This window comes from Pseudomonas sp. GP01-A4 (assembly GCF_058780865.1).
In genome coordinates, this window is record NZ_JBYSWF010000042.1 from 21,106 (window position 1) to 45,885 (window position 24,780).

Annotated in this window: 19 protein-coding genes; 7 read left to right on the plus strand and 12 right to left on the minus strand. The window is 61.7% G+C overall.

What is annotated here, in order from left to right:
* Positions 1-197: 197 nt before the first annotated feature.
* The 4 genes from pabB to rloA are packed head-to-tail and all read right to left on the minus strand — an operon-like array spanning position 198 to position 4,601.
* Positions 198-1,538, minus strand: coding sequence for an aminodeoxychorismate synthase component I (gene pabB, locus AC3WKX_RS21970; protein WP_102605102.1), 1,341 nt, complete (start codon positions 1,536-1,538; stop codon positions 198-200).
* Positions 1,539-1,543: 5 nt separating this feature from the next.
* Positions 1,544-2,530, minus strand: coding sequence for an alpha-L-glutamate ligase-like protein (locus AC3WKX_RS21975; protein WP_003214969.1), 987 nt, complete (start codon positions 2,528-2,530; stop codon positions 1,544-1,546).
* Positions 2,530-4,062 carry an osmotic stress tolerance membrane protein RloB gene (gene rloB, locus AC3WKX_RS21980; RefSeq protein ID WP_003214971.1) on the minus strand — a complete coding sequence of 511 codons (1,533 nt, stop codon included), beginning with the start codon at positions 4,060-4,062 and terminating at the stop codon, positions 2,530-2,532. The genes AC3WKX_RS21975 and rloB overlap by 1 nt, the downstream gene beginning before the upstream one ends.
* A gap of 5 nt (positions 4,063-4,067) precedes the next feature.
* Positions 4,068-4,601: a retropepsin-like aspartic peptidase RloA gene (gene rloA, locus AC3WKX_RS21985; RefSeq protein WP_023659091.1), complete on the minus strand. Its 534-nt coding sequence runs from the start codon at positions 4,599-4,601 to the stop codon at positions 4,068-4,070.
* Between the two features lie 272 nt (positions 4,602-4,873).
* On the opposite strand from rloA, the gene AC3WKX_RS21990 reads away from it, so the two are divergent.
* The 6 genes from AC3WKX_RS21990 (at position 4,874) to prpD (ending at position 13,325) form a co-directional block, all read left to right on the plus strand.
* Positions 4,874-5,587, plus strand: coding sequence for a GntR family transcriptional regulator (locus AC3WKX_RS21990; RefSeq protein ID WP_008432676.1), 714 nt, complete (start codon positions 4,874-4,876; stop codon positions 5,585-5,587).
* Positions 5,584-6,477, plus strand: coding sequence for a methylisocitrate lyase (gene prpB / locus AC3WKX_RS21995; RefSeq protein ID WP_003214976.1), 894 nt, complete (start codon positions 5,584-5,586; stop codon positions 6,475-6,477). Before AC3WKX_RS21990 ends, prpB begins: the two co-directional genes overlap by 4 nt.
* A 40-nt stretch (positions 6,478-6,517) precedes the next feature.
* Positions 6,518-7,645: a bifunctional 2-methylcitrate synthase/citrate synthase gene (gene prpC / locus AC3WKX_RS22000; RefSeq protein ID WP_008432675.1), complete on the plus strand. Its 1,128-nt coding sequence runs from the start codon at positions 6,518-6,520 to the stop codon at positions 7,643-7,645.
* A gap of 201 nt (positions 7,646-7,846) precedes the next feature.
* Positions 7,847-10,441, plus strand: a complete 2,595-nt coding sequence (acnD, locus tag AC3WKX_RS22005; protein WP_102605101.1) for a Fe/S-dependent 2-methylisocitrate dehydratase AcnD — start codon at positions 7,847-7,849, stop codon at positions 10,439-10,441.
* Between the two features lie 42 nt (positions 10,442-10,483).
* Positions 10,484-11,674 (plus strand): 2-methylaconitate cis-trans isomerase PrpF, encoded by a 1,191-nt coding sequence (prpF, locus tag AC3WKX_RS22010; protein ID WP_087695199.1) that lies wholly within the window; start codon positions 10,484-10,486, stop codon positions 11,672-11,674.
* Between the two features lie 166 nt (positions 11,675-11,840).
* Positions 11,841-13,325 carry a 2-methylcitrate dehydratase gene (gene prpD / locus AC3WKX_RS22015; protein WP_008432670.1) on the plus strand — a complete coding sequence of 495 codons (1,485 nt, stop codon included), beginning with the start codon at positions 11,841-11,843 and terminating at the stop codon, positions 13,323-13,325.
* Between the two features lie 113 nt (positions 13,326-13,438).
* On the opposite strand, the gene AC3WKX_RS22020 is transcribed toward prpD, so the two are convergent.
* The 7 genes from AC3WKX_RS22020 to AC3WKX_RS22050 all read right to left on the minus strand — a co-directional run bounded on the left by AC3WKX_RS22020 (position 13,439) and on the right by AC3WKX_RS22050 (position 22,188).
* Positions 13,439-14,761 (minus strand): ABC transporter ATP-binding protein, encoded by a 1,323-nt coding sequence (locus AC3WKX_RS22020; protein ID WP_008432668.1) that lies wholly within the window; start codon positions 14,759-14,761, stop codon positions 13,439-13,441.
* A 14-nt stretch (positions 14,762-14,775) separates the two neighbouring features.
* Complete coding sequence (locus AC3WKX_RS22025) at positions 14,776-16,521, minus strand: ABC transporter permease (protein ID WP_003214988.1); 1,746 nt, start codon at positions 16,519-16,521, stop codon at positions 14,776-14,778.
* Between the two features lie 227 nt (positions 16,522-16,748).
* Positions 16,749-17,477, minus strand: coding sequence for an alanyl-tRNA editing protein (locus tag AC3WKX_RS22030; RefSeq protein ID WP_003214990.1), 729 nt, complete (start codon positions 17,475-17,477; stop codon positions 16,749-16,751).
* A gap of 2 nt (positions 17,478-17,479) precedes the next feature.
* The gene (locus AC3WKX_RS22035) at positions 17,480-18,472 is read right to left on the minus strand and encodes a serine O-acetyltransferase (protein ID WP_003214992.1); all 993 of its coding nucleotides are present in this window, start codon (positions 18,470-18,472) and stop codon (positions 17,480-17,482) included.
* A 22-nt stretch (positions 18,473-18,494) separates the two neighbouring features.
* Positions 18,495-19,409, minus strand: coding sequence for a PLP-dependent cysteine synthase family protein (locus AC3WKX_RS22040; protein WP_043225528.1), 915 nt, complete (start codon positions 19,407-19,409; stop codon positions 18,495-18,497).
* 24 nt (positions 19,410-19,433) lie between these two features.
* A complete protein-coding gene (moeB, locus tag AC3WKX_RS22045; RefSeq protein ID WP_008432662.1) occupies positions 19,434-21,293 on the minus strand; it encodes a molybdopterin-synthase adenylyltransferase MoeB in 1,860 nt (619 codons plus the stop codon).
* A gap of 1 nt (position 21,294) precedes the next feature.
* Positions 21,295-22,188: a DMT family transporter gene (locus AC3WKX_RS22050; RefSeq protein ID WP_166742189.1), complete on the minus strand. Its 894-nt coding sequence runs from the start codon at positions 22,186-22,188 to the stop codon at positions 21,295-21,297.
* A 150-nt stretch (positions 22,189-22,338) separates the two neighbouring features.
* Here AC3WKX_RS22050 and AC3WKX_RS22055 point away from each other — a divergent pair, with 150 nt between their 5' ends.
* Positions 22,339-23,763, plus strand: coding sequence for an aminotransferase-like domain-containing protein (locus AC3WKX_RS22055; protein WP_032899027.1), 1,425 nt, complete (start codon positions 22,339-22,341; stop codon positions 23,761-23,763).
* A 189-nt stretch (positions 23,764-23,952) separates the two neighbouring features.
* Here the strand turns inward: AC3WKX_RS22055 and ppsR are convergent, their stop codons facing one another.
* On the minus strand, positions 23,953-24,771 hold the full coding sequence (gene ppsR, locus AC3WKX_RS22060) for a posphoenolpyruvate synthetase regulatory kinase/phosphorylase PpsR (protein ID WP_003215001.1): 819 nt from the start codon (positions 24,769-24,771) through the stop codon (positions 23,953-23,955).
* Positions 24,772-24,780: the final 9 nt, after the last annotated feature.

Genomic DNA, 24,780 nt, shown 5'->3' on the forward strand with positions numbered 1-24,780 from the left:
GTGCGGTTGAGGGCAGATGCAATCTCGGAAATCTTTCCTGACAAGTAGGCAGTCGTTTCATGTGATCCTTCACAGACGGCTGGTGGACGGTTGAAACCGGACGCTATCCTCCGGCTTCGACCCCGTCTACTTCGGTACTGATTCAGGTCTTTTCTGCTGCGTGGCTCTACGTCAGCGAGCCAGGAAGGGGCTGGGTGCTACAGGCTTTCCAAGGTTTGTAACAACACCCGCACCTTGGTCATCGACTCCTGATACTCCGCCTGCCACTCCGAGTCCGCGACAATCCCGCCGCCGCCCCAGCAGCACACCTGACCATCCTTGACCAACAGGCTGCGAATGGCGATGGAGCTGTCCATCTCGCCGCGCACGTCCAGATACACCAGCGAACCGCAATACAACCCGCGCCGGGTCGGCTCCAGCTCGTCGATGATCTGCATCGCGCGAATCTTCGGTGCGCCGGTGATGGAGCCGCCGGGGAAGCTGCCGGCGATCAGGTCGAGGGGGTCTTTATCGTCGGCCAATTCGCCGGTCACGCTGCTCACCAGATGATGCACATTTGGATAGCTTTCCAGGCTGAACAACTCCGGGACCCTCACCGAGCCGGTGCGGCAGGTGCGGCCCAGGTCGTTGCGCAGCAGGTCGACGATCATCAGGTTTTCGGCACGATCCTTGGGGCTGGCCAGCAATTCAGCGGCGTTGGCTGCATCTTCCTCGGGCGTCGGCCCCCTTGGCCGGGTGCCCTTGATCGGGCGGGTTTCCACCTGGCGCTGGCTAATTTTGACGAAGCGTTCCGGCGACAAGCTCAACACTGCGCCGTCGTCCGGCAGGCTCTGGAAACCGGAAAACGGCGTCGGGCAGGCTTCGCGCAAGGCGCAGTAGGCCACCCACGGATCGCCACTGCACGGAGCACGGAAACGTTGGGCAAAGTTGACCTGGTAGCAGTCACCGGCCTGGATGTAGTCCTGGATACGGGCGAGGGCGTGCTGGTAGGTGTCGGCGGTCACGTCCGGGGCCATTGGGCCTTGCAGCTTGAAGGTGGCCGATGCGCTGATGGTCGGCTGACCGAACAAGGTAATCAGGCGTTGCCGTTCGCTTTCCGCCAGTTTGGGGTGGAACACCAGTTGGCTGGTCTGCGCCTGGTGATCGCTGATCAAGGCCCAGGCGTACAGGCCAAAGCGTGCATCCGGCAGGTGCAGGTCGTCCACCGCCAGGTGCGGCAGGTGCTCAAGATGGCGACCGAAGTCGTAGCTCAGGTAGCCGATGAGGCCGCCGGCAAACGGCAGTTCGTAGGGCGCGGGGATCGTGGCTTCACCCAGCAACGTCAGGTTTTCCCGCAGGCGTTGCAGGAAATCGCTGCCGTTTTCGCCGGGCAGTACCGCCAGGGTCGTCTCGGGCCAGGCGCTCAGCAGGTCATAACGGCCGCGCTCGGCCGCCGGTCGGCCACTGTCCAGCAGCACCGCGCCGGGCGCATGGCGTATTGCTGCAAAGTATTCGGCAGGGTTGGCCCGGTAGGGCAGCGGGTGTACGGAGCAGGTCACTGGGTTTATCCCTCGACCGCCGGAATATGCCCAAACATTTCCTGCACAAACTTAACCCGTTCCTCCGGTGTTTCCGTTACGCCCGCCGCCTTCAGCTCTTCCAGTCGAGCCTCCACGGCATGGGTGCGCAAGGTCAGGCCGCAGTCGTTGGCAATCTGGATGTTCAGCCCCGGGCGAGCGTTAAGTTCCAGGATCAACGGACCCTTTTCCTGGTCCAGCACCATGTCCACGCCGATATAGCCCAGGCCGCACAGCTCGTAGCAGCCGGCGGCGAGCTTCATGAAACCGTCCCAGTTGGGCAGTTGCACGCCGTCCACCGCATTGGTGGTGTCGGGGTGCTTGGTGATGATGTTGTTCAGCCAGGTGCCGCGCAGGGTCAGGCCGGTGGCGAGGTCGACACCCACGCCAATCGCGCCCTGGTGCAGGTTGGCCTTGCCGCCGGACTGGCGGGTGGGCAAGCGCAGCATGGCCATCACCGGGTAGCCCATCAGCACAATGATGCGGATGTCCGGTACGCCTTCGTAGCTGATGCTCTTGAAGATCTGGTCAGGCACCACCCGGTATTCGATCAGCGCGCGGTCACGGTGGCCGCCGAGGGAATACAGGCCGGTGAGGATGCTGGAAATCTGATGCTCGATTTCTTCATGGCTGATGATCTTGCCGGAGACCGTTCGATAGCGCCCTTCAAAACGGTCGGCGATCACCAGGATACCGTCACCACCGGCGCCCTGGGCCGGCTTGATCACGAAGTCGCTGCGCCCGCCGATGATCTCGTCGAGCTTGTCGATTTCCTTCTCGGTGGAAATGACCCCGTACATTTCCGGCACGTGGATGCCGGCGGCCATGGCCCGTTCCTTGGTGATGATCTTGTCATCGACGATCGGATACAGGCTGCGCTTGTTGTACTTGAGCACGTAGTCGGCATTTCGCCGGTTGATGCCCATGATCCCCCGCGCTTCCAGGGCCTTCCAGGTCTTCCAAAAGCCGAACATTACGAGTCAGCCTTGAGGAAGGCCTTGAAACGCACCAGTTCGGTCAGGCGGTAGCCGCGATAACGACCCATGGCCAGCATGAAGCCCACCAGGATCAACAGGATCGCCGGGAAGGTAAACACGAAGTAGATCAGTTCCGGCACGCTCATGATGATGTGCGCCAGGGAAGCGGCGAACAGCGTGCCGATCGCGACTTTCATCGCATGGCCGCCACCGCGTTCTTCCCAGGTGATCGACAGGCGTTCGATGGTCATGGTCAGGATCACCATCGGGAACAATGCCACCGACAGCCCGCGTTCCAGGCCGAGCTTGTGGCTGAACAGACTGATGGCGGCGATCAGCACCACCACGAAGGTCAGCACCACCGAGAGCCTCGGCAGCATCTGCAGCTTCAAGTGTTCCAGGTAAGACCGAAGCGACAGCCCCAGCGCCGTAATAATGGTGAACAGCACAATCCCGAAGCCCAGCTGTGTCTCGCGGAACGCCAGGGCAATCAGCACCGGGGTAAACGTGCCGAGGGTCTGCAGGCCGATCAGGTTGCGCAGGATCAGGATCACCAGCACGCCAATCGGGATCATCACCATGATCATGAAGGTCTGCTGGGTTTGCAGCGGCAGGCCGTACAGCGAGTACTCGAGGAAGTTGGCGTCGGTGTTTTCGTCCGTCAGCTTGGCCAGGCGAATCGCGTTCATTTCGCTGTTGTTGAGGCTGAAGGTCACCATGGCCTTCTTGCCGCCGTCGACGGTGATCAGGTTTTCATCACCGGTCCACCACAGCAGGCGGTCGGCCGGCAGGCCTTGCTCGCCGGTGTCGGGGTTGAAGTACAGCCAGTCGTTGCCATTGAAACTGCGCAGCCAGAGTTCCGGGGTTTGCGGCTGGTCGGCCACCAGGCGGATGGTGTGGACCTTTTCCACCGGCACATGGGCGATGGACAGCAGCAACTCGACGATCTTGGCCTTGTGCGGCGTCGACGGGTCGCCCGCCAGCAGCAGCTTCACGTTGTCGTCGTTGAGGTTGTTGGTGCGCTTGATGGCTTCGCTGATAAACGTCTCGACGTCGGCCGAGTGCTGGCGGATCGGCGCCAGCAGGGCTTCGGCGGCGATTTTTTCCGGGCCTTCGACGGCGATGCTGTCGCGGAAGGTCGGGCCCTTGACCTTGACCTTTTCACCGCTGTAACGCTTGGTCAGCACCAGGCGGTAGTAGAGGGTCTGGTTGCCCTTGGCCCGGCGTGCCGACCAGGTGACCTTGCGGTTGCCGTCGAGGCGATTGACGCTGACGCCGTAGTTATTCGAGATAAAGCTTTCATTCAGGCTGACGAAGTCGCGGCTCAGGGGCGGCACGAACATCTGGATTTTCACCGGGTCCTTGGCGCTGGCGACGAACTCGACCTTGGCGTCGATGTTCCACAGGTCGTCGGTGGCGTCCTCGGTGACGGGAATCCCCAGCACGAAAATCTGATAGGCGGTGACCGAAATGCCCAAGACCACCAAAACGGCGATCAGGATTTTCAGGTGCAGATTAAGAGAGCGCATTCAAATTACTCAGCGGTATGAGCGTCGGAGGCGCAGGCAGGTTTGCCCGCCGCGTATTTAAGACTGGGGTCGACCAGCGCATCAAAGCGTTTCAGCGCTTCGGAGCCGATCAGCAGCGGGTATTGGAAGGCGCTGCGGTCAGTCAAGTTCACTTCGATACTGCGTAAAGCGGTGCCCATGCAGATGTCCAGGGCGATGACTGGACGGGCGGTGTAGTTCTTGTCTTCATCGGGGTCGTAGTCACCGGCGCGGCGCTTGATCTTGCTCACGCGGGCCAGGGGGCGCTCGATGGGGTGGGAGTGTGCGGTGTCGATGGCCAGGTAGAAGCGCACCCAGGACTCGCCGTTGCGCTTGAAGCGCTTGATGTCGCGGGCGCTCAAGGACGCGGTCTTGGCGCCGGTGTCGAGCTTGGCGGCCACTTCCAGGTCAATGCCGGCCAACTTGGCGTATTCATTGAGTCCATAAACGGTCTTCTCGGCAGCAACGCCAAGGCCCGGGATAAACAGTAGAAGCAAAAGGGGGAAGGGCTTGAGTCTCATAAATCCTGACGCGGTGCAGTGCGATGTTCAATTCAAGGCGACTGGCATTGCTGCGCAAGCTCCCTCGTGCGCCTTTTCATCCAGGGATGTGAGGCAAAAGTGGCCGGCATTCTAACATGAAGGTTTTCTGGCGCCAGCGCTGGCAGCCGGCCATGCCCCGATAGAGTGCAAGGCGGGTTATTAGACGATTGTCGACAATGTGTATTTATTCTTTGACTATCCGGGGCTGATTGGCTAGTTTTTGCGGCATTGTTTTTAAAGGTGTCGACAATATGCTGGATCAACTGGAAACCCCAGTGATGGCCCAAGACGATTCCCAGACCATGTCCGAGAACGTATTCCGGCGTATCCAGGCCGCCATCGTCAAGGGCGAAATCGCCCCCGGCAGCAAGATCTCCGAGCCGGAACTGGCGCGCACCTATGGCATCAGCCGTGGCCCGCTGCGCGAGGCGATCCACCGCCTGGAAGGCCAGCGCCTGCTGGTGCGCATCCCCCATGTGGGCGCGCGAGTGGTCTCGTTGAGCCATGAAGAACTGATCGAACTCTACGAAATCCGCGAATCCCTGGAAGGCATGGCCTGCCGCCTGGCCGCCGAGCGCATGACCGACGCCGAGATCGAAGAGCTGCGTCAGGTGTTGCACACCCACGAGCGCGATGCGGCCTTCCAGGCCGGTGTCGGCTACTACCAGCAGGAAGGCGACTTCGATTTTCATTACCGGATAATTCAAGGCGCCGGTAACCGCACCCTGACCCAAATGTTGTGCGGCGAGCTGTATCAGTTGGTGCGCATGTACCGCATCCAGTTCTCCGCCACCCCCAATCGTCCACGCCAGGCCTTTGCCGAGCATCACCGCATTCTTGACGCGATTGCCGATCGCGACGGTGAACTGGCCGAGTTGTTGATGCGCCGGCATATCGGCGCCTCCAAACGCAACATTGCCCGTCACTTCCCGGACGGCGCTCCCCAATCACGAGGTGAGTCATGAGTTCCAATAACAACACCACTCCAGGCCAGCGTTTCCGTGACGCGGTTGCCAGCGAGCACCCGTTGCAGGTAGTCGGCGCGATCAACGCCAACCATGCGCTGCTGGCCAAGCGCGCCGGCTTCAAGGCGATCTACCTGTCGGGTGGCGGGGTGGCTGCCGGCTCCCTCGGTGTGCCGGACCTGGGCATCACCGGCCTGGATGACGTGCTGACGGACGTGCGCCGCATCACCGACGTGTGCGACCTGCCGCTGCTGGTGGACGTGGACACCGGTTTCGGCTCCTCCGCGTTCAACGTGGCGCGCACCGTCAAGTCGATGATCAAGTTCGGCGCGGCGGCGATCCATATCGAAGACCAGGTGGGCGCCAAGCGTTGCGGCCATCGCCCGAACAAAGAAATCGTGTCCCAGCAGGAAATGGTCGACCGCATCAAGGCTGCGGTGGATGCGCGTACCGATGACAGCTTCGTGATCATGGCCCGCACCGACGCACTGGCCGTGGAAGGTTTGGAATCCGCCCTGGAACGTGCGGCCGCCTGCATTGAGGCCGGCGCCGACATGGTGTTCCCGGAAGCCATCACTGAGCTTGAGATGTACAAGCTGTTCGCCTCTCGCGTGAAAGCGCCGATCCTGGCCAACATCACCGAATTCGGTGCGACACCTCTCTATACCGTCGATCAACTGAAATCTGCGGATGTTTCCATCGTCCTGTACCCGCTCTCGGCCTTCCGCGCCATGAACAAGGCGGCCGAGAACGTCTACACCGCGATCCGTCGCGACGGCACCCAGCAGAACGTGATCGACACCATGCAAACCCGCATGGAGCTTTATGATCGCATCGACTACCACACCTTCGAGCAGAAGCTCGACGCGCTGTTCGCCGCCAAGAAGTAACGCGAGCGCCTCACTAATAACTACAAGATTGGAGATAACCATGGCCGAAGCAAAAGTACTCAGTGGAGCTGGCCTGCGTGGCCAGGTTGCCGGGCAAACCGCACTGTCCACCGTGGGCCAGGCCGGTGCCGGCTTGACCTATCGCGGCTACGACGTGCGCGAACTCGCCGCCGATGCCCAGTTTGAAGAAGTCGCCTACCTGCTGCTCTACGGCGAACTGCCGACCAAAGCCGAACTGGCCGCCTACACCGCCAAGCTCGGCAAACTGCGCGACCTGCCCCAGGCGCTGAAAGAAGTGCTGGAACGCATCCCCGCCGACGCGCACCCGATGGACGTGATGCGCACCGGTTGCTCGTTTCTGGGCAACATCGAGCCGGAGAAAGACTTCAGCGTGCAGCGCGATGTGACCGACCGCCTGCTGGCCGCGTTCCCGGCGATCATGTGCTACTGGTACCGCTTCAGCCACGACGGCCAGCGCATCAACTGCGTGACCGACGAGCCGAGCATCGGCGGGCACTTCCTGCACCTGCTGCACGACAAGAAGCCCAGCGACTTGCACGTCAAGGTGATGAACGTGTCGCTGATTCTCTACGCCGAGCACGAATTCAACGCCTCGACCTTCACCGCCCGCGTGTGTGCGTCGACCCTGTCGGACCTGTATTCCTGCGTGACTGCCGCCATCGGCTCCCTGCGTGGCCCGCTGCACGGCGGCGCCAATGAAGCGGCGATGGAGATGATCGAGCGTTTCTCTTCCGCCCAGGAAGCGGTGGAAGGCACCCTCGGCATGCTGGCGCGCAAGGACAAGATCATGGGCTTTGGCCACGCGATCTATAAAGACAGCGACCCGCGTAATGAAGTGATCAAGGCCTGGTCGAAAAAACTCGCCGACGAAGTGGGCGACACCGTGCTGTTCCCGGTTTCTGAAGCCATCGACAAGACCATGTGGGAGCAGAAGAAACTGTTCCCCAACGCCGACTTCTACCATGCCTCGGCGTACCACTTCATGGGCATCCCGACGAAGCTGTTCACCCCGATTTTCGTCTGCTCGCGGCTGACAGGATGGGCAGCTCATGTGTTCGAGCAGCGAGCCAACAACCGCATCATCCGTCCGAGCGCCGAGTACATCGGCGTTGAGCAGCGCAAGTTCGTGCCAATCGAACGTCGCTGAGTGGAGAAACCGCTGATCTTGGGGTGAAACCCGATCAAAAAGGTGGGAGCGGGCTTGCTCGCGAAGGCGGTGTGACAGTCGCCATGTGTGTTGCATGACACACCGCTTTCGCGAGCAAGCCCGCTCCCACATTTTGATCGCATTCCACCTTGGATCAGCAACGGTTCTTCCTTTTGCAACTACCGTGACCGAGTCCTGACGATGAACACTGAACACCGCAAAGCGCTCCCCGGCAGCCGCCTCGATTTCTTTGACGCCCGCGCGGCAGTCGATGCAATCACCCCCGGCGCCTACGCCACACTGCCGTACACCTCCCGCGTACTCGCGGAAAACCTGGTGCGTCGCTGCGACCCCGCAACCCTCAATGCCTCCTTGAGCCAACTGATCGAACGCAAGCGCGACCTCGATTTCCCATGGTTCCCGGCCCGCGTGGTGTGCCACGACATCCTCGGCCAGACCGCCCTGGTGGACCTTGCCGGCCTGCGCGACGCCATCGCCCTGCAAGGCGGTGACCCGGCCCAGGTCAACCCGGTGGTGCCGACCCAACTGATCGTCGACCACTCCCTGGCCGTCGAAGCCGGTGGTTCTGACCCGCAGGCGTTCGAGAAAAATCGCGCCATCGAAGACCGTCGCAACGAAGACCGTTTCCACTTTATCGAGTGGACCAAAAAGGCCTTCAAGAACGTCGACGTGATCCCGCCGGGCAACGGCATCATGCACCAGATCAACCTGGAGAAAATGTCTCCGGTGATCCAGGTACGTGACGGCGTGGCCTTCCCGGATACCTGCGTCGGCACCGACAGCCACACGCCTCACGTTGATGCCTTGGGCGTGATCGCCATCGGCGTTGGCGGCCTTGAAGCAGAGAGCGTGATGCTCGGCCGCGCCTCGTGGATGCGCCTGCCGGAAAGTGTTGGCGTGGAGCTGACGGGCAAGCTGCAACCGGGCATCACCGCCACCGACATGGTGCTGGCGCTGACCGAGTTCCTGCGCAAGCAGAAGGTCGTCGGTGCGTGGCTGGAGTTCTTCGGTGAAGGTGCTTCGGCGCTGACCCTGGGCGACCGTGCCACCATTTCCAACATGGCCCCGGAATACGGCGCCACCGCCGCGATGTTTTACATCGACCAACAGACCATCGCCTACCTGAAGCTCACCGGCCGTGAAGACGAGCAAGTCACCCTGGTGGAGCAGTACGCTCGCCACACCGGCCTGTGGGCGGACGACCTCAAGGGCGCGCAATACGAGCGTGGCCTGAGCTTCGATTTGTCCTCGGTGGTGCGCAACATGGCCGGCCCGAGCAACCCCCACGCCCGCGTCGCCACCAGCGATCTGGCGGCCAAGGGCATCTCCGGCCAGTGGGATGACGTGCCGGGGCAAATGCCCGACGGCGCGGTGATCATCGCGGCCATCACCAGTTGCACCAACACCAGCAACCCGCGCAACGTGATTGCCGCCGGCCTGCTGGCACGCAATGCCAACAAGCTCGGCCTGGCCCGCAAGCCGTGGGTCAAGTCGTCCCTGGCACCGGGTTCGAAAACCGTCGCGATGTACCTCGACGAAGCCGGGCTGACCACCGAACTGGAGCAACTCGGTTTTGGTGTCGTGGCATTCGCCTGCACCACCTGCAACGGCATGTCCGGCGCACTCGACCCGGTGATCCAGCAAGAGATCATCGACCGCGACCTGTACGCCACCGCCGTGCTTTCGGGTAACCGCAACTTCGACGGCCGTATCCACCCGTACGCCAAGCAAGCGTTCCTCGCGTCGCCGCCGCTGGTGGTGGCCTATGCGATTGCCGGCACCATCCGTTTCGACATCGAAAAAGACGTGCTGGGCCTGGACGCCAACGGCAAGGAAATCCGCCTCAAGGACATCTGGCCAAGCGACGAAGAAATCGACGCGGTGGTCAAGGCGTCGGTCAAGCCGGAGCAGTTTCGCCAGGTGTACATCCCGATGTTCGCGATCCACGAAGACACCGGCCCGAAGGTCACGCCGCTGTACGACTGGCGCCCGCAGAGCACCTACATCCGTCGCCCGCCGTACTGGGAAGGTGCCCTGGCCGGTGCACGTCCGCTCAAGGGCATGCGCCCGCTGGCGGTGCTGCCGGACAACATCACCACCGATCACCTGTCGCCGTCCAACGCGATCATGCTCGACAGCGCCGCGGGCGAATACCTGGCGAAAATGGGCCTGCCGGAAGTCGACTTCAACTCCTACGCGACCCACCGCGGCGACCACTTGACCGCGCAGCGCGCCACCTTCGCCAACCCGAAACTGTTCAATGAAATGGTGGTTGAAGACGGTAAGGTCAAGCAGGGTTCGCTGGCGCGCCTGGAGCCGGAAGGCAAGGTCACGCGCATGTGGGAAGCGATCGAAACCTACATGGAGCGCAAGCAGCCGCTGATCATCATTGCCGGCGCCGACTACGGCCAGGGTTCGTCCCGGGACTGGGCGGCCAAGGGCGTACGCCTGGCCGGTGTTGAAGCGATTGCCGCCGAAGGTTTCGAGCGCATCCACCGAACCAACCTGGTGGGCATGGGCGTGCTGCCGCTGGAGTTCCTGCCGGGCACCGACCGCAAGACCCTGAAGATCGACGGCACTGAAACCTACGACGTGATCGGCGAACGCACCCCGCGTGCGCAACTGACGTTGCTGATCAACCGCAAGAACGGCGAGCGTGTCGAGGTGCCGGTGACCTGCCGGCTGGACACGGCTGAAGAAGTGTCGATCTACGAGGCGGGCGGCGTGTTGCAACGTTTTGCCCAGGACTTCCTGGAATCGGCTGTAACTGCCTGACAACTGCGGCCGGGGTCAACGCCCCGGCCCATGAGGACCACCATGGCACACGTACCGCAGATCAAGATTCCCGCCACCTACATGCGTGGCGGCACCAGTAAAGGCGTGTTTTTCAGCCTCAAGGATTTGCCCGAGTCGGCCCAGGTGCCGGGCGCGGCGCGGGATGCATTGTTGTTGCGGGTGATCGGCAGCCCCGACCCGTATGACAAGCAAATCGACGGCATGGGCGGCGCGACTTCCAGCACCAGCAAAACCGTGATCCTGGCCAAAAGTACCCGAGCCGATCACGACGTGGATTACCTGTTCGGACAGGTGTCCATCGACAAACCGTTCGTGGACTGGAGCGGCAACTGCGGCAACCTGTCGGCGGCGGTGGGTTCGTTCGCCATCAGCGCCGGTCTGGTAGATGCCGCGCGCATTCCGCACAACGGCGTGGCCGTGGTGCGGGTGTGGCAGGCGAATATCGCCAAGACCATCATCGCTCACGTACCGATCACCGACGGTGCGGTGCAGGAAACCGGCGACTTCGAACTCGACGGCGTGACCTTCCCGGCCGCCGAGGTGCAGTTGGAATTCATGGACCCGGCGGCGGAAGAAGAGGGCGGCGGTGGCTCAATGTTCCCTACCGGCAACCTGGTGGATGACCTGGAAGTGCCGGGTGTCGGCACGTTCAAGGCGACGCTGATCAATGCCGGGATTCCCACCATCTTCATCAACGCCCAGGACCTGGGTTACACCGGCACCGAGCTGCAGGGCGCGATCAATGGCGACCCCAAGGCCCTGGCGATGTTTGAAACCATCCGCGCCCATGGTGCGCTGCGCATGGGCTTGATCAAACACCTGGACGAAGCGGCCCAGCGTCAGCACACGCCGAAGGTGGCGTTTGTGGCGCGGCCTGCGGACTACGTGGCGTCCAGCGGCAAGGCGATCAAGGCGGGCGATGTCGACCTGCTGGTGCGGGCGCTGTCCATGGGCAAGTTGCACCACGCGATGATGGGCACGGCGGCGGTGGCGATTGGCACGGCGGCGGCGATTTCCGGCACGCTGGTGAATTTGGCGGCGGGCGGCGTGGAGCGTAATGCGGTGCGGTTCGGGCATCCCTCCGGGACATTGCGCGTAGGCGCCGAGGCCAGCCAGGTCGACGGTGAATGGGTCGTGAAAAAAGCCATCATGAGCCGCAGTGCGCGAGTGTTGATGGAAGGGTTCGTACGCGTCCCCGGCGACTCTTTCTAACCGATCATTCCCACGCTTTGCGTGGGAATGCATCCCGTGACGCTCTGCGTCACCCTTGCGCCGTACGGGACGCGAAGCGTCCAAGGCGGCATTCCCACGCAGAGCGTGGGAACGAACACCCTGACCCTGAGGATGGACCACACCTAACCCACTTTGGAGTACTGCCATGAGCGCCAACGTCGACCAGAACAACCGCCCCGACTACGACCAGGTCCTGCAGGACATCGCCGACTACGTACTGAGTTTCAGGATCGAATCCCGCGATGCCCTCGACACCGCCCGCAACTGCCTGATGGACACCCTCGGTTGCGGCCTGCTGGCCCTGCGTTTCCCGGAGTGCACCAAGCACCTGGGGCCGATCGTCGAAGGCACGGTGGTGCCGTTCGGCGCACGGGTGCCGGGCACCTCGTTCCGCCTGGACCCGGTCAAGGCCGCATGGGACATCGGCTGCATCGTGCGCTGGCTCGACTACAACGACACCTGGCTTGCCGCCGAATGGGGTCACCCTTCCGATAACCTCGGTGGCATCCTCGCGGTCGCCGACCATCTCTCGCAAAAACGCGTGGCCAACGGCGACGCACCGCTGACCGTGCGGGCAGTGCTTGAGGCGATGATCATGGCCCACGAAATCCAGGGTGTGATTGCCCTGGAAAACTCCTTCAACCGTGTCGGCCTTGACCACGTGCTGCTGGTGAAAGTCGCCTCCACCGCCGTCACCGCCAAGCTGATGGGCGCCAACCGTGAGCAACTGCTGTCGGCCCTGTCCCAGGCGTTTGTCGATGGCCAGGCATTGCGTACTTATCGTCATGCGCCGAATGCCGGTTCGCGCAAGTCGTGGGCGGCGGGGGATGCGTCGAGTCGCGGGGTGCGCCTGGCGGATATCGCCATGCGCGGCGAGATGGGCATTCCCGGTGTGTTGAGCGCGCCGCAGTGGGGCTTCTATGACGTGCTGTTCAGCCACACCAACAAGGACCTGGCGCTCAAGCCCGAAGACAAGCGCGCCTTCAGCCTGTCGCAGCCCTACGGCACGTATGTGATGGAGAACGTACTGTTCAAGATCAGCTTCCCCGCCGAGTTCCACGCACAAACCGCCTGCGAGGCAGCAGTCACCCTGCACCCACAGGTGAAGCACCGCCTGCATGAGATCGACAGGATTGTGATCACCACCCACGAATCGGCGATCCGGATCATCTCCAAGGTCGGGCAGTTGGCCAACGCGGCGGACCGCGATCATTGCCTCCAGTACATGACCGCCGTACCGCTGGCGTTTGGCAACCTGGTGGCCGAGCAATACGAAGATGAATTCCACGCGGCCCATCCGATCATCGATGAGCTGCGCGAAAAGATGGTCATCGTCGAGGAGCCGCGCTACAGCCGCGAATACCTGGAGGCCGACAAGCGCTCCATCGCCAATGCGGTGCAGGTGTTCTTCAAGGATGGTTCCAGCACGGAACAGGTGGCCGTGGAATACCCGATTGGCCACCGTCGCCGTCGGGTGGATGGCATTCCGTTGCTGGAAGACAAGTTCAAGGCCAACCTGGCGACCCGGTTTACCGCGCAGCGCAGTGCCGAGATTTTTGCGCTGTGCAAGGATCAGGCACGGCTTGAGGCCACTGCGGTAAACCGGTTTGTGGACCTGTTCGTCATCTGAAGAACACCACTGGTCAAATGTGGGAGCGGGCTTGCTCGCGAATGCGGAGTGTCAGCCAATACATATATGGCTGATCCACCGCATTCGCGAGCAAGCCCGCTCCCACATTAAACCTACATGCTGCCTTCCACATCATCCAGGCTGAACGTCTCGGTATGGTCGTCATAGGAGAAAATCTCCGCATACCGCCCCCAGGCCACCACGCTTTCCAGGGTTTTCTCCACAAAGGCTTCCGTCATCGAATCTTCCAGTTCCTGCTCGAAGCGCACCCGTGGCGCCCGGTGGCCGCTGCGCTCAAGCAACACCTGGTGAATGCGCGCGGCCAATGGCACGTGGCGGATCAAGTGTTCGGCGAACAGCGTTTTACGCTCCTGGGTGCCGTAGTCGGCGAACAGTTTGCCGGCATCGGTCAGGGTGATATCGGCACCCTTGAGTTCGGCGAAGCCCAAATGCTCAAGCATCTCCGCCACCGGGAACAGATCGTCGACTTCCAGCAAACGCCGTTCAGCCACGGTCGGCAGGCCGGCGTGGCCATTGTAGGGCTCGGCGGCCAGGGTTTCGATCAGGCCAGCCATCAGGTTGGTGGAGACTTCCGGCAACAGGCTGCCCATTTTCAGCTCAGGCAAACCTCTGCTCGCGTCGGCGCTGCGGCGGTCGGTCATCAGGGCGTAGATGTCGTCGACCATTTGCCGGAAGGTCGGGTCCAGGCGGTTGCGCGGGTGGGCAAACGGCACCTTGATCTCGGCCACCACCCGGCCAGGGTTGGACGAGAGCACCAGGATACGGTCGCACATCAGCACCGCTTCTTCGATGTTGTGGGTCACGATCAGGATCGACTTGATCGGCAGCTGCTTGCCGCTCCACAGATCCAGCAAGTCGGTGCGCAGGGTTTCAGCGGTGAGCACGTCCAGCGCCGAGAACGGTTCGTCCATCAGCAGCAGGGTCGGGTTCACCACCAGCCCGCGGGCGAAACCCACGCGTTGGCGCATGCCGCCGGACAGTTCGCGCGGGTAGGCGTTTTCAAAGCCGTCCAGGCCGATCAGGTCGATGGCCGCCAGGGCGCGCCTGCGGGACTCCTTGCGCTCGACCTGCAAGGCTTGCAGGCCGGCCTCGACGTTTTCCAGCACGGTCAGCCACGGGAACAGCGCGAAGGTCTGGAACACCATGGCCACGCCTTCGGCCGGGCCGGTGAGTGGCGCGCCGTTGTAGCGCACTTCGCCCGACGACGGCTGAATCAGCCCGGCGATGATGCGCAGCAAGGTCGACTTGCCCGAGCCGGACCGGCCGAGCATGCCGACAATCTCGCCTTCGTGCAGGCTCAAGTTCACGCCGCTGAGGACTTGCAGCTCGTCTTTACCTTTGCCGAACACCCGGTTCACGTTTTTCAACGAGTAGATTTCCGGAGTGTCGGCGGCATGCTCGGTATAGGTAGTCATCACAGCGAGTCCCATCAATTCAGACGAAGTTTGTTTTCAGCCATGGCGTACATCGGCCGCCACACGGCGCGGTTGAACGCCACCACGAAGATCGACATCACCACCACGCCCAGGGCGATCTTCGGGAAGTCGCCGGCCGCAGTGGTTTGTGCGATGTAGGCGCCCAGCCCGTGGGCGACCACGTTGTCGTGGCCCCAGGACACGTACTCGGACACGATACTGGCGTTCCAGGCACCGCCCGAGGCGGTAATGGCGCCGGTGACGTAGTACGGGAAAATCCCCGGCAGCATCACCTTGCGCCACCACAACCAGCCGCGAATGCGGAAGTTGGCGGCGGCTTCCTTGAAGTCATTCGGGAACGCGCTGGCTCCGGCGATCACGTTGAACAGGATGTACCACTGGGTGCCCAGCACAATCAGCGGGCTCAGCCAGATATCCGGGTTGAGGTTGTAGTGCAGGATCACGATGACGAACACCGGGAACAGCAGGTTCGCCGGGAAGGCCGCAAGGAACTGCGCCAGCGGCTGGATTTTTTCCGCAAGCGCAGGGCGCAAGCCGATCATCACGCCCAGCGGCACCCAGATCAGCGAGGCGATCAGGATCAGGCCGACCACCCGCAACAACGTGATCAGCCCTAGCACGAATACATGGCCGACTTCGGCCAGGGTCACTTCGGTGCCGACGTACTGCACGATGTGGTACAGCGCATAAGCGGCCAGCAGCGCGATGAGTGCGCCCCATACCCAGTCGATCACTTTTGACGCTTTCGGGGTTTCTGCCGGCAGCGCCTTGAGTGCACCGCCCGCCAGGCTGAAGCGCTTGTTGCCAATGCGGCTGATGGCGCGGGTGACAGGCCGCAGGATGCGCTGGACGATGCGCGTGCGCTGGATCAGGTTCAGCAGCCAGGATTGCGGCGCGGCACCCTGGGAGGCGGTGGTTTCCATGCGGAACTTGTCGGCCCAGGCCACCAGTGGGCGGAACAGGAACTGGTCGTACATCAGGATGACCACAATCATCGCCAGGATCACGTAGCCCACGGCGTGCAGGTCTTTCTGGGCAATCGCCAGGGCCAGGTATGAGCCCACGCCCGGCAAGGTGATGGTCTTGTCGCCGACGGTAATGGCCTCGGAGGCGACCACGAAAAACCAGCCGCCGGACATGCTCATCATCATGTTCCACACCAGCCCGGGCATGGCGAAGGGCACGTCGAGCTTCCAGAACCGCTGCCAACCGGAAAGTCGCAGGTTGGTCGACACTTCCACCAGGTCATGGGGCAGCATGCGCAGCGACTGGTAGAAGCTGAACGTCATGTTCCAGGCCTGGCTGGTGAAAATCGCAAAGATGGCCGCGAACTCCGCGCCGAGCACACGCCCGGGGAACAGCAGCAGGAAGAACGTCACTGTGAACGAGATGTAACCCAGCACTGGTACTGATTGCAGGATGTCGAGCACGGGCACCAGCAGTTTCTCGGCGCGCCGGCTTTTGGCGGCCAGGGTGCCGTACAACAGGGTGAACACCAGCGCTGCAACCATCGCCGCCAGCATGCGCATCGTGGTGCGCATCGCGTATTCCGGCAGGTTGGCCGGGTCCAGCGAGATCACTTCACTCTGCAGGGTGGCGATAGGCGCCCAGGTTTCCCGCGCAGTGATGGAGAAAAACAGTAAAAAGCCGATCACCAGGGGCAGGGCGACCAAATCCCAGCGGTTGGGTAGCAAGCGCAATGTGGATGCAGGGATGTAGTGACGGAACACTCTTTTCATAGGCAGTCATTCCTGCAGCGTTCAGGTTCAGGGGCGTGATGGGAGTGAGCTTAGCTGCTGCACGAATGACCCACCGAGAAGGGCGGGCGCTGTTTTCGCGAGTCAGGGGCAACGAGGCGTTGCTGGCGGGATTGTACGTTTCTGAATGTTACAAGCGCATAAATTTGCTGTCAGTTTCCTGTACGAACGGCGACTAGGGCGTCGGCGCCCCGGTCGTCGCTCGGCGGTTATTCAAACCGCAGGATCACCCTGCGATTGTGTTTGCTCTTCTTCTCGATTTTTTCGCAGAACACCCGGCCGATTTCCTCGGTATTGGTCACATGGGTGCCGCCGCAGGGCTGGATATCGATCCCGGCGATTTCAATCACCCGTACTGCCCCCTGGATGACCGGTGGCGCCACCGCCTGGGTGCGAGTGATCTGCAGCAGGGTTGAATACTCCGAGGCGGGCATGGACAGGGTTTTCACCCCATGAGCCTGTTCGATCAAGGCATTGAGGTCACGGGTGATGGTCTCTTTGTCGAGGGTCATTTCCGGCAGGTCGAAATCCAGGCGGCCCTTGTCGGCGCCGATACTGCAACCGGTCACCGGAGCGTCGATGATCGAGCACAGGAGGTGCAGGCAGGTGTGCATTTTCATGTGCTGGTAGCGACGTTCCCAGTCCAGGCTGGCGTCTACCTGCATCCCGGCGGCCAGTTGCTCGGGGCAGTGTTCTACCTGGTGCCAGATGATCGAGCGCAGCACCGGGTCACGCACGGTGCCGGTGATGTCCACGCGGCTGCCGTCGGGCAGGATGAAATGGCCGGTGTCCCCCGGTTGGCCGCCGCCGGTGGGGTAGAACAGCGTGTGCTCCAGGGCGATTCCCTGTTCGCTGACGGCAATCACCCGCGCACTGAAGGCATTCTGGTAAGGCGCGCTGTCGAACAGCGCGAGGGTTTCCATGGTGTGCACGGACATGTTCAACCTCCGACGATCAGTGGGCTGGCTTGCAGCAGGCGACGAACCATCGCGCTCAAGCCAGGAGGGGATAGCAGGGTGATTTCAAATTCGGGCCCGGTCACTTTCAGGTTCAGCGGCAGGCGCGGCGGGTAGGCGTTGGTTTCGATGTGCCGCAGGCGGAATTGCAGGTGATGACGTTCCTTGACTGTCGGCTCCAGCAGCAGGCCGGGCAGGGGATGAAAGTCAGCGTCCAATACCGTCACCTTGTGGCTGGCGTTGACTTCGCCCACCACGTGCAGGCGTTCGTCGAGGGCAAACGCGCCGAGGTAATTGCTGTGGTCCGACTCATCGTTTTTCTGCAACTGGATCTGGTTGACCACCTTGACCTTGGTGCCGGCCGGCACGTCCTGGGTGATCACGCAGGACGGGCTGATGAACACGTTGTCACCGATCAGCACGTAACCGAGCACCCGCGCGCCGGAGCCGACTTCCACGTTGTTGCCCAGCCGCGGGTGGCGCTTGCCGTCCGGGTTGTTGGCGATGCCCCGGGCGCCGAGAGTCACGCCGCAGAGGATGTAGCAGTCGTTGCCGATCTCGCAGGTTTCACCGATGACCGTGCCGTAACCGTGGTCCAGCACAAAGCGCCGGCCGATCCGCGCCGCGGGGTGAATTTCGGCGCCGGACAGGATCTTGCCCTGGTTGCTCAGCTTCAGGGCGATGGCGGAAAACACGCCGTTGTTCTTGTCCGGGAAATTCCACACCAGGTGGGCCAGGCGGTAATACAGCACGGCCTTGAACGAGGCGTAGGACTCGAGGATCAGCTCTCCGCGCCCACGGGACGCCGGGTCGCGCCAGGCATAGGCGATCAGGTCTTCGGCCACCGCCTGGGCCGCCGCCTGGATCAGCGGCGCGAGATGCGCCTCCAGCTGCTTCAACTGCGCAGGCGTAAGCGTGGTGATGAGGTGGGTGAGCAACTCATCGTGCAGTTGTTGCATGTCGATAAAGCCCCCCATGGAGGCACCCCCGCAATAGTTGTTATTCAAAACAGGGCAGATAGCTGTCGGCACTGTCGTAGACCATGGTCAGCACGACGGTGTCGGTGGGCAGCTCCGGCGCCAGCTTGGCGATGGCTACCATGTTGGCGGCCGACGACAGCCCGAGGCTGATGGCGTCGGTGCGCATGATGCGTTTGATCATGTCGAGGCATTCCTGGCGCGACACCTTGAGCATTCCGTCAATGATCGCGACGTTGAGAATGCTCGGGATCAAGCCGATCGACAGGCCCTGGATATGGTGCGGCGCATGGCGGTCGCTGAGCAGGTCGCACTCTTCCGGCTCCACCCCCATCACGCGGATCGCCGGCCAGGTGCTCTTGAGGGTTTCGCCGATGCCGGTGATATGGCCCCCGGTGCCGATGCCGCTGACGAAGTAGTCCACACGCAGCTCGCCGAAGGCGCGGATGATTTCCCGGGCGGTGGTGTCACGGTGGGTCTGCGGGTTGGCGCCGTTGCGCTGCTGGTTGAGCATCACGTAGCTGGGGTTTTCCAGCTGCAGCTCCATGCACTTTTCGCCGTGGGAATTGTTGCCCAGGCGGCTGTCCGACAGCACCACCCTGGCGCCGTACAGGCGCAGCAGTTTCTGCTTCTCGGGGCTGTAGTTGTCGGGGATCACCAGCACCACTTTATAGCCCAGCACGTTACCGGCCATCACCAGGCCGATGCCGGTGTTGCCGCCGCTGGGCTCAATGATGGTTTGCCCTGAGCCACGAATCAGAATGCCCCGGCGCTCGGCGTCGAGGATCATGCCCAGGGCGATGCGTGCCTTGTGGCTGCCGCCGGGGTTGAGGGATTCCAGCTTGGCGTAGACCTCGATGCCGAGGTCTTCGGAAAACTGTTCCAGGCGCACGATGGGCGTTTGGCCAATGGCGTCGAGTATCGAGTTATGCAACATCAAGTAAGAGCCCATGGCCGCTGATCAGTACAAAGGCATGTCGGGTTCGACGTCGCGAACCCAGTGTTTCATGCCACCTTGCAGTACTTTGGTGTTGGCGAATCCGGCGGCCAGCAAGGTGCTGGCGGCTTGCTCCGCGCGGGTCCCGGCGTAGCAGATGAGGTAGTGCGTGTTGTCGCGGCTGAGGTTGGCGAGTTGCCCGTCGAGCTCGGCCAGCGGGATGTGCACCACCCCCGGCAACTTGCACACTTCCAGCTCGCTGGCGTCCCGTACATCCAGCAGTACGTCGGCCTTGCTGTGTTGCTCGAGCAGTTGCTTGAGCACCCGCGGCTTGATGTAGCGTTCTTCGGCCAGGGAGGGTTGGCTTGGCAGGGCGTCGGCGCAGACGGCGGGGGCGATGGTTTGGCTGTGGCGCAGTTCCGAGCAGCAAGGGCAGTCGGCGCGGCGCTTGAAGCGGATCTCGCTGAACTTCATCGCCAGCGCGTCAAAGCGCATCAATCGGCCCGACAACGGTTCGCCAATCCCGATCAGCAGCTTGATCGCCTCGGTGGCCTGGATCATCCCGACCACCCCGGGTAATACGCCGATGACCCCGCCGGCGCTGCAGTTGGGTGCCAGTTCCGCCGGTGGTGCCTGGGGAAACAGGCAGCGATAGCACGGCCCGCCTTTATAGTTGAGTACGCTGATCTGCCCGTCGAAGCGATAGATCGCGCCATACACCAACGGCTTGCCCAATTGCACGCAAGCGTCGTTGACCAGGTAGCGGGTTTCGAAATTGTCGGTGCCGTCGATCACCAGGTCATAGGCGCCCACCAGTTCCAGGGCGTTGTCGGTGTTGAAGGCGGTGTCGTAGGTGTTGATCTGGATGTGGCTGTTGAGGTCCTGCAAGCGCTGCTTGGCGGACTCGACCTTGGGCAGGCCCAAGGTGCTGTTGCCGTGGACGATCTGGCGTTGCAGGTTGCTGCTTTCCACCACGTCGAAATCCACCAGCCCCAGGGTGCCGATGCCGGCTGCCGCCAGGTACAGGCTGATGGGCGAGCCGAGGCCGCCGGTGCCGATGATCAGCACGCGGGCTTTCTTCAGGTTCAACTGGCCTTCGCGGCCGACGCCGGGCAGGGTGATGTGGCGCACGTAGCGCTGCACTTCTTCGTTGCTCAGTTGGTCGACGTCCATGCCGCCGGAAGTGGCCAGCAACACTTCGATTTTGGCTTTTTCGGGCAACCGGTCGTTGGCGTCGATCAGTTCCTCTTCGGCGGTGAACAGGAAGTGTTCCTTGAGCTGGTTGTTCTCGTAGAGCAGGTGCGCCCGCAATTGCGGGTGCTCGATGCAGAGATTTTCAATGACTTCGCGCAATGTCGATCCGGCACCCTCGAGGGTCGATGCTGGCAGCTTGGCCACGCGGACCAGGATGTCGGGGAAAGAGACAGCGTTCATGCACAACTCCGTTTGCAGGTCGTTGAAGGGTTTTTGGGCGAAGTGTTTGCCATCCCAGGCAAACAGCTTGGAACCTTGGGTCTTGCCCTGGCGAACATCCACCACCAGGTAGCTTACGGGGTAGATCGGCTCGCCCATGAAAAGGGCCTTGTCCTGGTCTTCGTCGCTGAAATACGCGCCGACGTCAGGGTGGGAGTGGTAGATCACCACCACCGGGTTATCACCGCGAAACGCCTTGTTCATCATCAGCGTGTCGGCCACCGAAAAGGTGTAGCCGTTGGCGGCGCTGCGTGGATACATCTCGGGGTTCTTGCGGTGCAGCTCGTTCTGGATGTTGCTGCCCAGGTACACGCTGCCATCGGCGAAAACGAAACCGCAGCATTCCTCGGGGTAGCTGCGGTCGGCGTGGGCGTAGATCTGCTCCAGTGCGCTTGGGCTCAGGACCTTCATCTCAGTTTTTCTTCGCCAGGAGCTTTTCGATGGGCAGCTTGGTGATGGCAAAGCCGGCCAGCAGGATCGCCGAATACATCATCAGGTCCCTGGAAATCTGCACGCCCTCGTACCAGGCCCCGATGATCACCGCGAACACCGGGAAGATGATGAACACGAAGGACAAAATGATCGGGCTCAGGCGCTTGAGCAGCATGAAATACACGATAAAGCCGCCCACCGAGGCCACCAGCCCGAGGTAGAACAGCGCACTCCAGGAACGCAGGGTGATGTCTTCAAAGGTCGGGGTTTCAAACCACAGCCCGGCGACAAACAGCATCAACCCGGCAATGCCGATGGGCAGGGTGTTGTAGGTGATCACGCTGATGGCACTGCCTTGTTTCTTGGTAATCACGTAGCACAAGGCATGCATGATCGCCGCAGCCAGGATCGCCAGCACCCCGAAGAACTCGGCATGGTCCAGGTGCAGGCCCTGGCTCTTGATGATCATGTACAGGCTGCCGAACCCGATGGCGATACCGATCACCTGGGAAAAGTAGATGCGCTCGCGCAGGAACAGCGCGGAGAAAATCAGGATAAACACCGGCATGCAGCTGAACAGCAGCGCGGTGAGGCCGGACGAGACATGCATCTCGCCGTAGTTGAGCAGGTAATACGGAACGCTGAAGTAGGACAGCGTCACAAACACGAAGAACCAGCGGCTTTCCCGGGGAAACAGGATCGGCTCGCGGCGCACCCAGGCGAAACACAGGAACAGCGGAAATGCGATCAGGAACCGCAGCCCGGCGGAGGTCAGCGGTGGCACGCTTTCCACAGCGATCTTGATGCCCAGCCAGGTAGTGCCCCAGCTGAGACACACGATCAGGAACATCACACTGGTAATCAGCCCGGCCAACCACTGCTTGTGAGTTTTTGTTTTTTCAGCATTTTCGAGAACGGCGGACATTGGCATCGTGACATTGCTTCCATGAGACCGAATTGACCTCTATATTGAGTGCCATGATTCGGTGATTGAACCCGTAAAAGCACACTATTAGGGCGAATGATGGCTGTCAAAACAAATATTGACATGGTGTCAATTATGCGAGAGGGACTCTCCAACGGGCAGGGCGTGAAGTACAAGCGCCTGTCCGATGTCATGGAGCGAGGCATCCTTGAAGGCTTGATTGAACCGGGAAGAAAACTGCCGCCTCATCGGGTGCTTTCCGACAATCTGGGGGTCACCATTGGCACCATCAGCCGCGCCTACGGTGAGCTGGAACGCCTGGGGCTGGTAGTGGCGCGGGTGGGCGACGGCACTTTCGTACGCAAGCGTGGGATGGAGCGCCAACGGGATGAAGGCTTTCGCAACTTCAGCGACGAGCCGCGGCAATACTTTGATATGAGCCGCAACATGCACATCCCCGGGCAGGAGACCACGTTCCTGGCCCAGAGCTTCCAGACGCTGGCGAACAACGCCAAGTTCTTGCAGGACATCAGTGCCTACACCCCGGATGCCGGGCTGCCGCGTTACCGGGCAGCGGGTGCGCAGTGGCTGGTGCAGCGGGATTTCCACCCGATTCCCGAGCAGGTGATTTGCGTGAACGGCGGCCAGCATGGGTTGCTCTGCGCAATGATGGCGCTGTTGCGAGCCGGCGATACGGTGGTGACCGAACAGTTGACCTATCCAGGGTTGATCACCGCCGCGCGCATGCTGGGCATCCGCCTGATCGGCCTGGAAATGGATGAAGAAGGGCTGCTGCCGGGGGCGCTGGATGAAGTCTGCCGCAATCACCGGGTGTCGGCGTTGTACTGCACGCCGACCATCCAGAATCCTACGACGGCGGTGCTGTCGGTCGCGCGCCGTGAGGCATTGGTGAAGGTCTGTCGGGAACACAACCTGCTGATTCTCGAGGATGAGGCCCACGGTGTGCTGGTGGAAGACCGTCCGCCGCCCCTGAGTCATTTTGCCCCGGAGCGTACGATTCTGATCAGCAGCCTGAGCAAGGCGGTATCGGCAGGCTTGCGAGTTGGGTACGTGCATGCACCGCCGGCGTTGGTCAGCCGGATTTCTGCGGCCCTGCGTTCCACCTGCTGGATGGCCACGCCGGTCACGCTGGAACTGGCGACCCAGTGGATCGAAAACGGCACGGCGGAACACCTGTTGCACCAGCAGATCCAGGAAATCAGCCGCCGCAAGGCACTGGTGGAAGGTTTGTTGATCGGGCTGGAGTACCGCACTCACCTGAACAGCCCGCACTTCTGGATCGAAGTCCCGGAGCCATGGCGCGCGTCGGAAATCGAGGCGGAGTTAAAGCAGAACAATTACCTGATTGCGACAGCCGAAGCGTTTGCCGTGGGGCAGACGGCGGTGCCGCAATTCATTCGGGCGAGCATCTGCAATACGTCGGGGGATGATCAGTTGCTGCTGGATGGGTTCGATGCGCTGGCGACGGCGCTGGGGCAGGGCGGGGGGCGGTTTCACCTGTGAACCCAACAGCTTGTGTGAACATGACCCCTGTGGCGAGGGAGCTTGCTCCCGCTGGGCTGCGAAGCAGCCCCAAAGCCATTCACTAAATACCAGTCGTCTGGTTTGCGACTGCTGCGCAGTCGAGCGGGAGCAAGCTCCCTCGCCACAGAAGCTCCCTCGCCATACAAGCACCTTGGCCAGGGAGCGGAGTTACTTGAACCGCCGCTCCACCCCTTTCTCCACCAGAATCTTCGCCGAAATCTCTTCCACCGAAAAATGCGTGGAATTGATGTGCGCAATATTTTCCCGGCGGAACAGATTTTCCACCTCCCGCACTTCAAATTCGCACTGCGCATAGCTGGAGTAACGGCTATTGGGCTTGCGCTCGTTGCGAATCGCCGTCAGGCGGTCCGGGTCGATGGTCAGCCCGAACAGCTTGTGCTGGTGCGCGCGCAGGGCGCTCGGCAGCGTCAGGTGCTCCATGTCGTCTTCGGTCAGCGGGTAGTTGGCCGCGCGAATCCCGAACTGCATGGCCATATAAAGGCAGGTCGGCGTCTTGCCGCAGCGGGACACGCCCACCAGGATCAAATCAGCCTTGTCGTAGTAGTGGGTGCGGGCGCCGTCGTCGTTGTCGAGGGCGAAGTTCACCGCCTCGATCCGCTCCATATAGTTGGAGTTATGGCCAATGGAGTGAGATTTTCCGACAGAGTATGACGAATGTTCACTTAACTCTTGTTCCAGCGGCGCCAGGAAGGTAGAGAAGATGTCGATCATGAAACCATTGGAGGTGGCGAGGATCTCACGAATGTCCTGATTGACGATGGTGTCGAAAATGATCGGACGAAATCCGTCTTTTTCGGCCGCCAGATTGATTTGTTGTACCATGGCTCGCGCTTTATCCACGCTATCGATATAGGGTCGCGTGAATTTGCTGAAGGTAATGTTTTCGAACTGCGCCAGCAGGCTTTGACCCAGGGTTTCGGCTGTAATGCCGGTGCCGTCGGAGATAAAGAAAGCAGATCGTTTCATTTGAGCCTT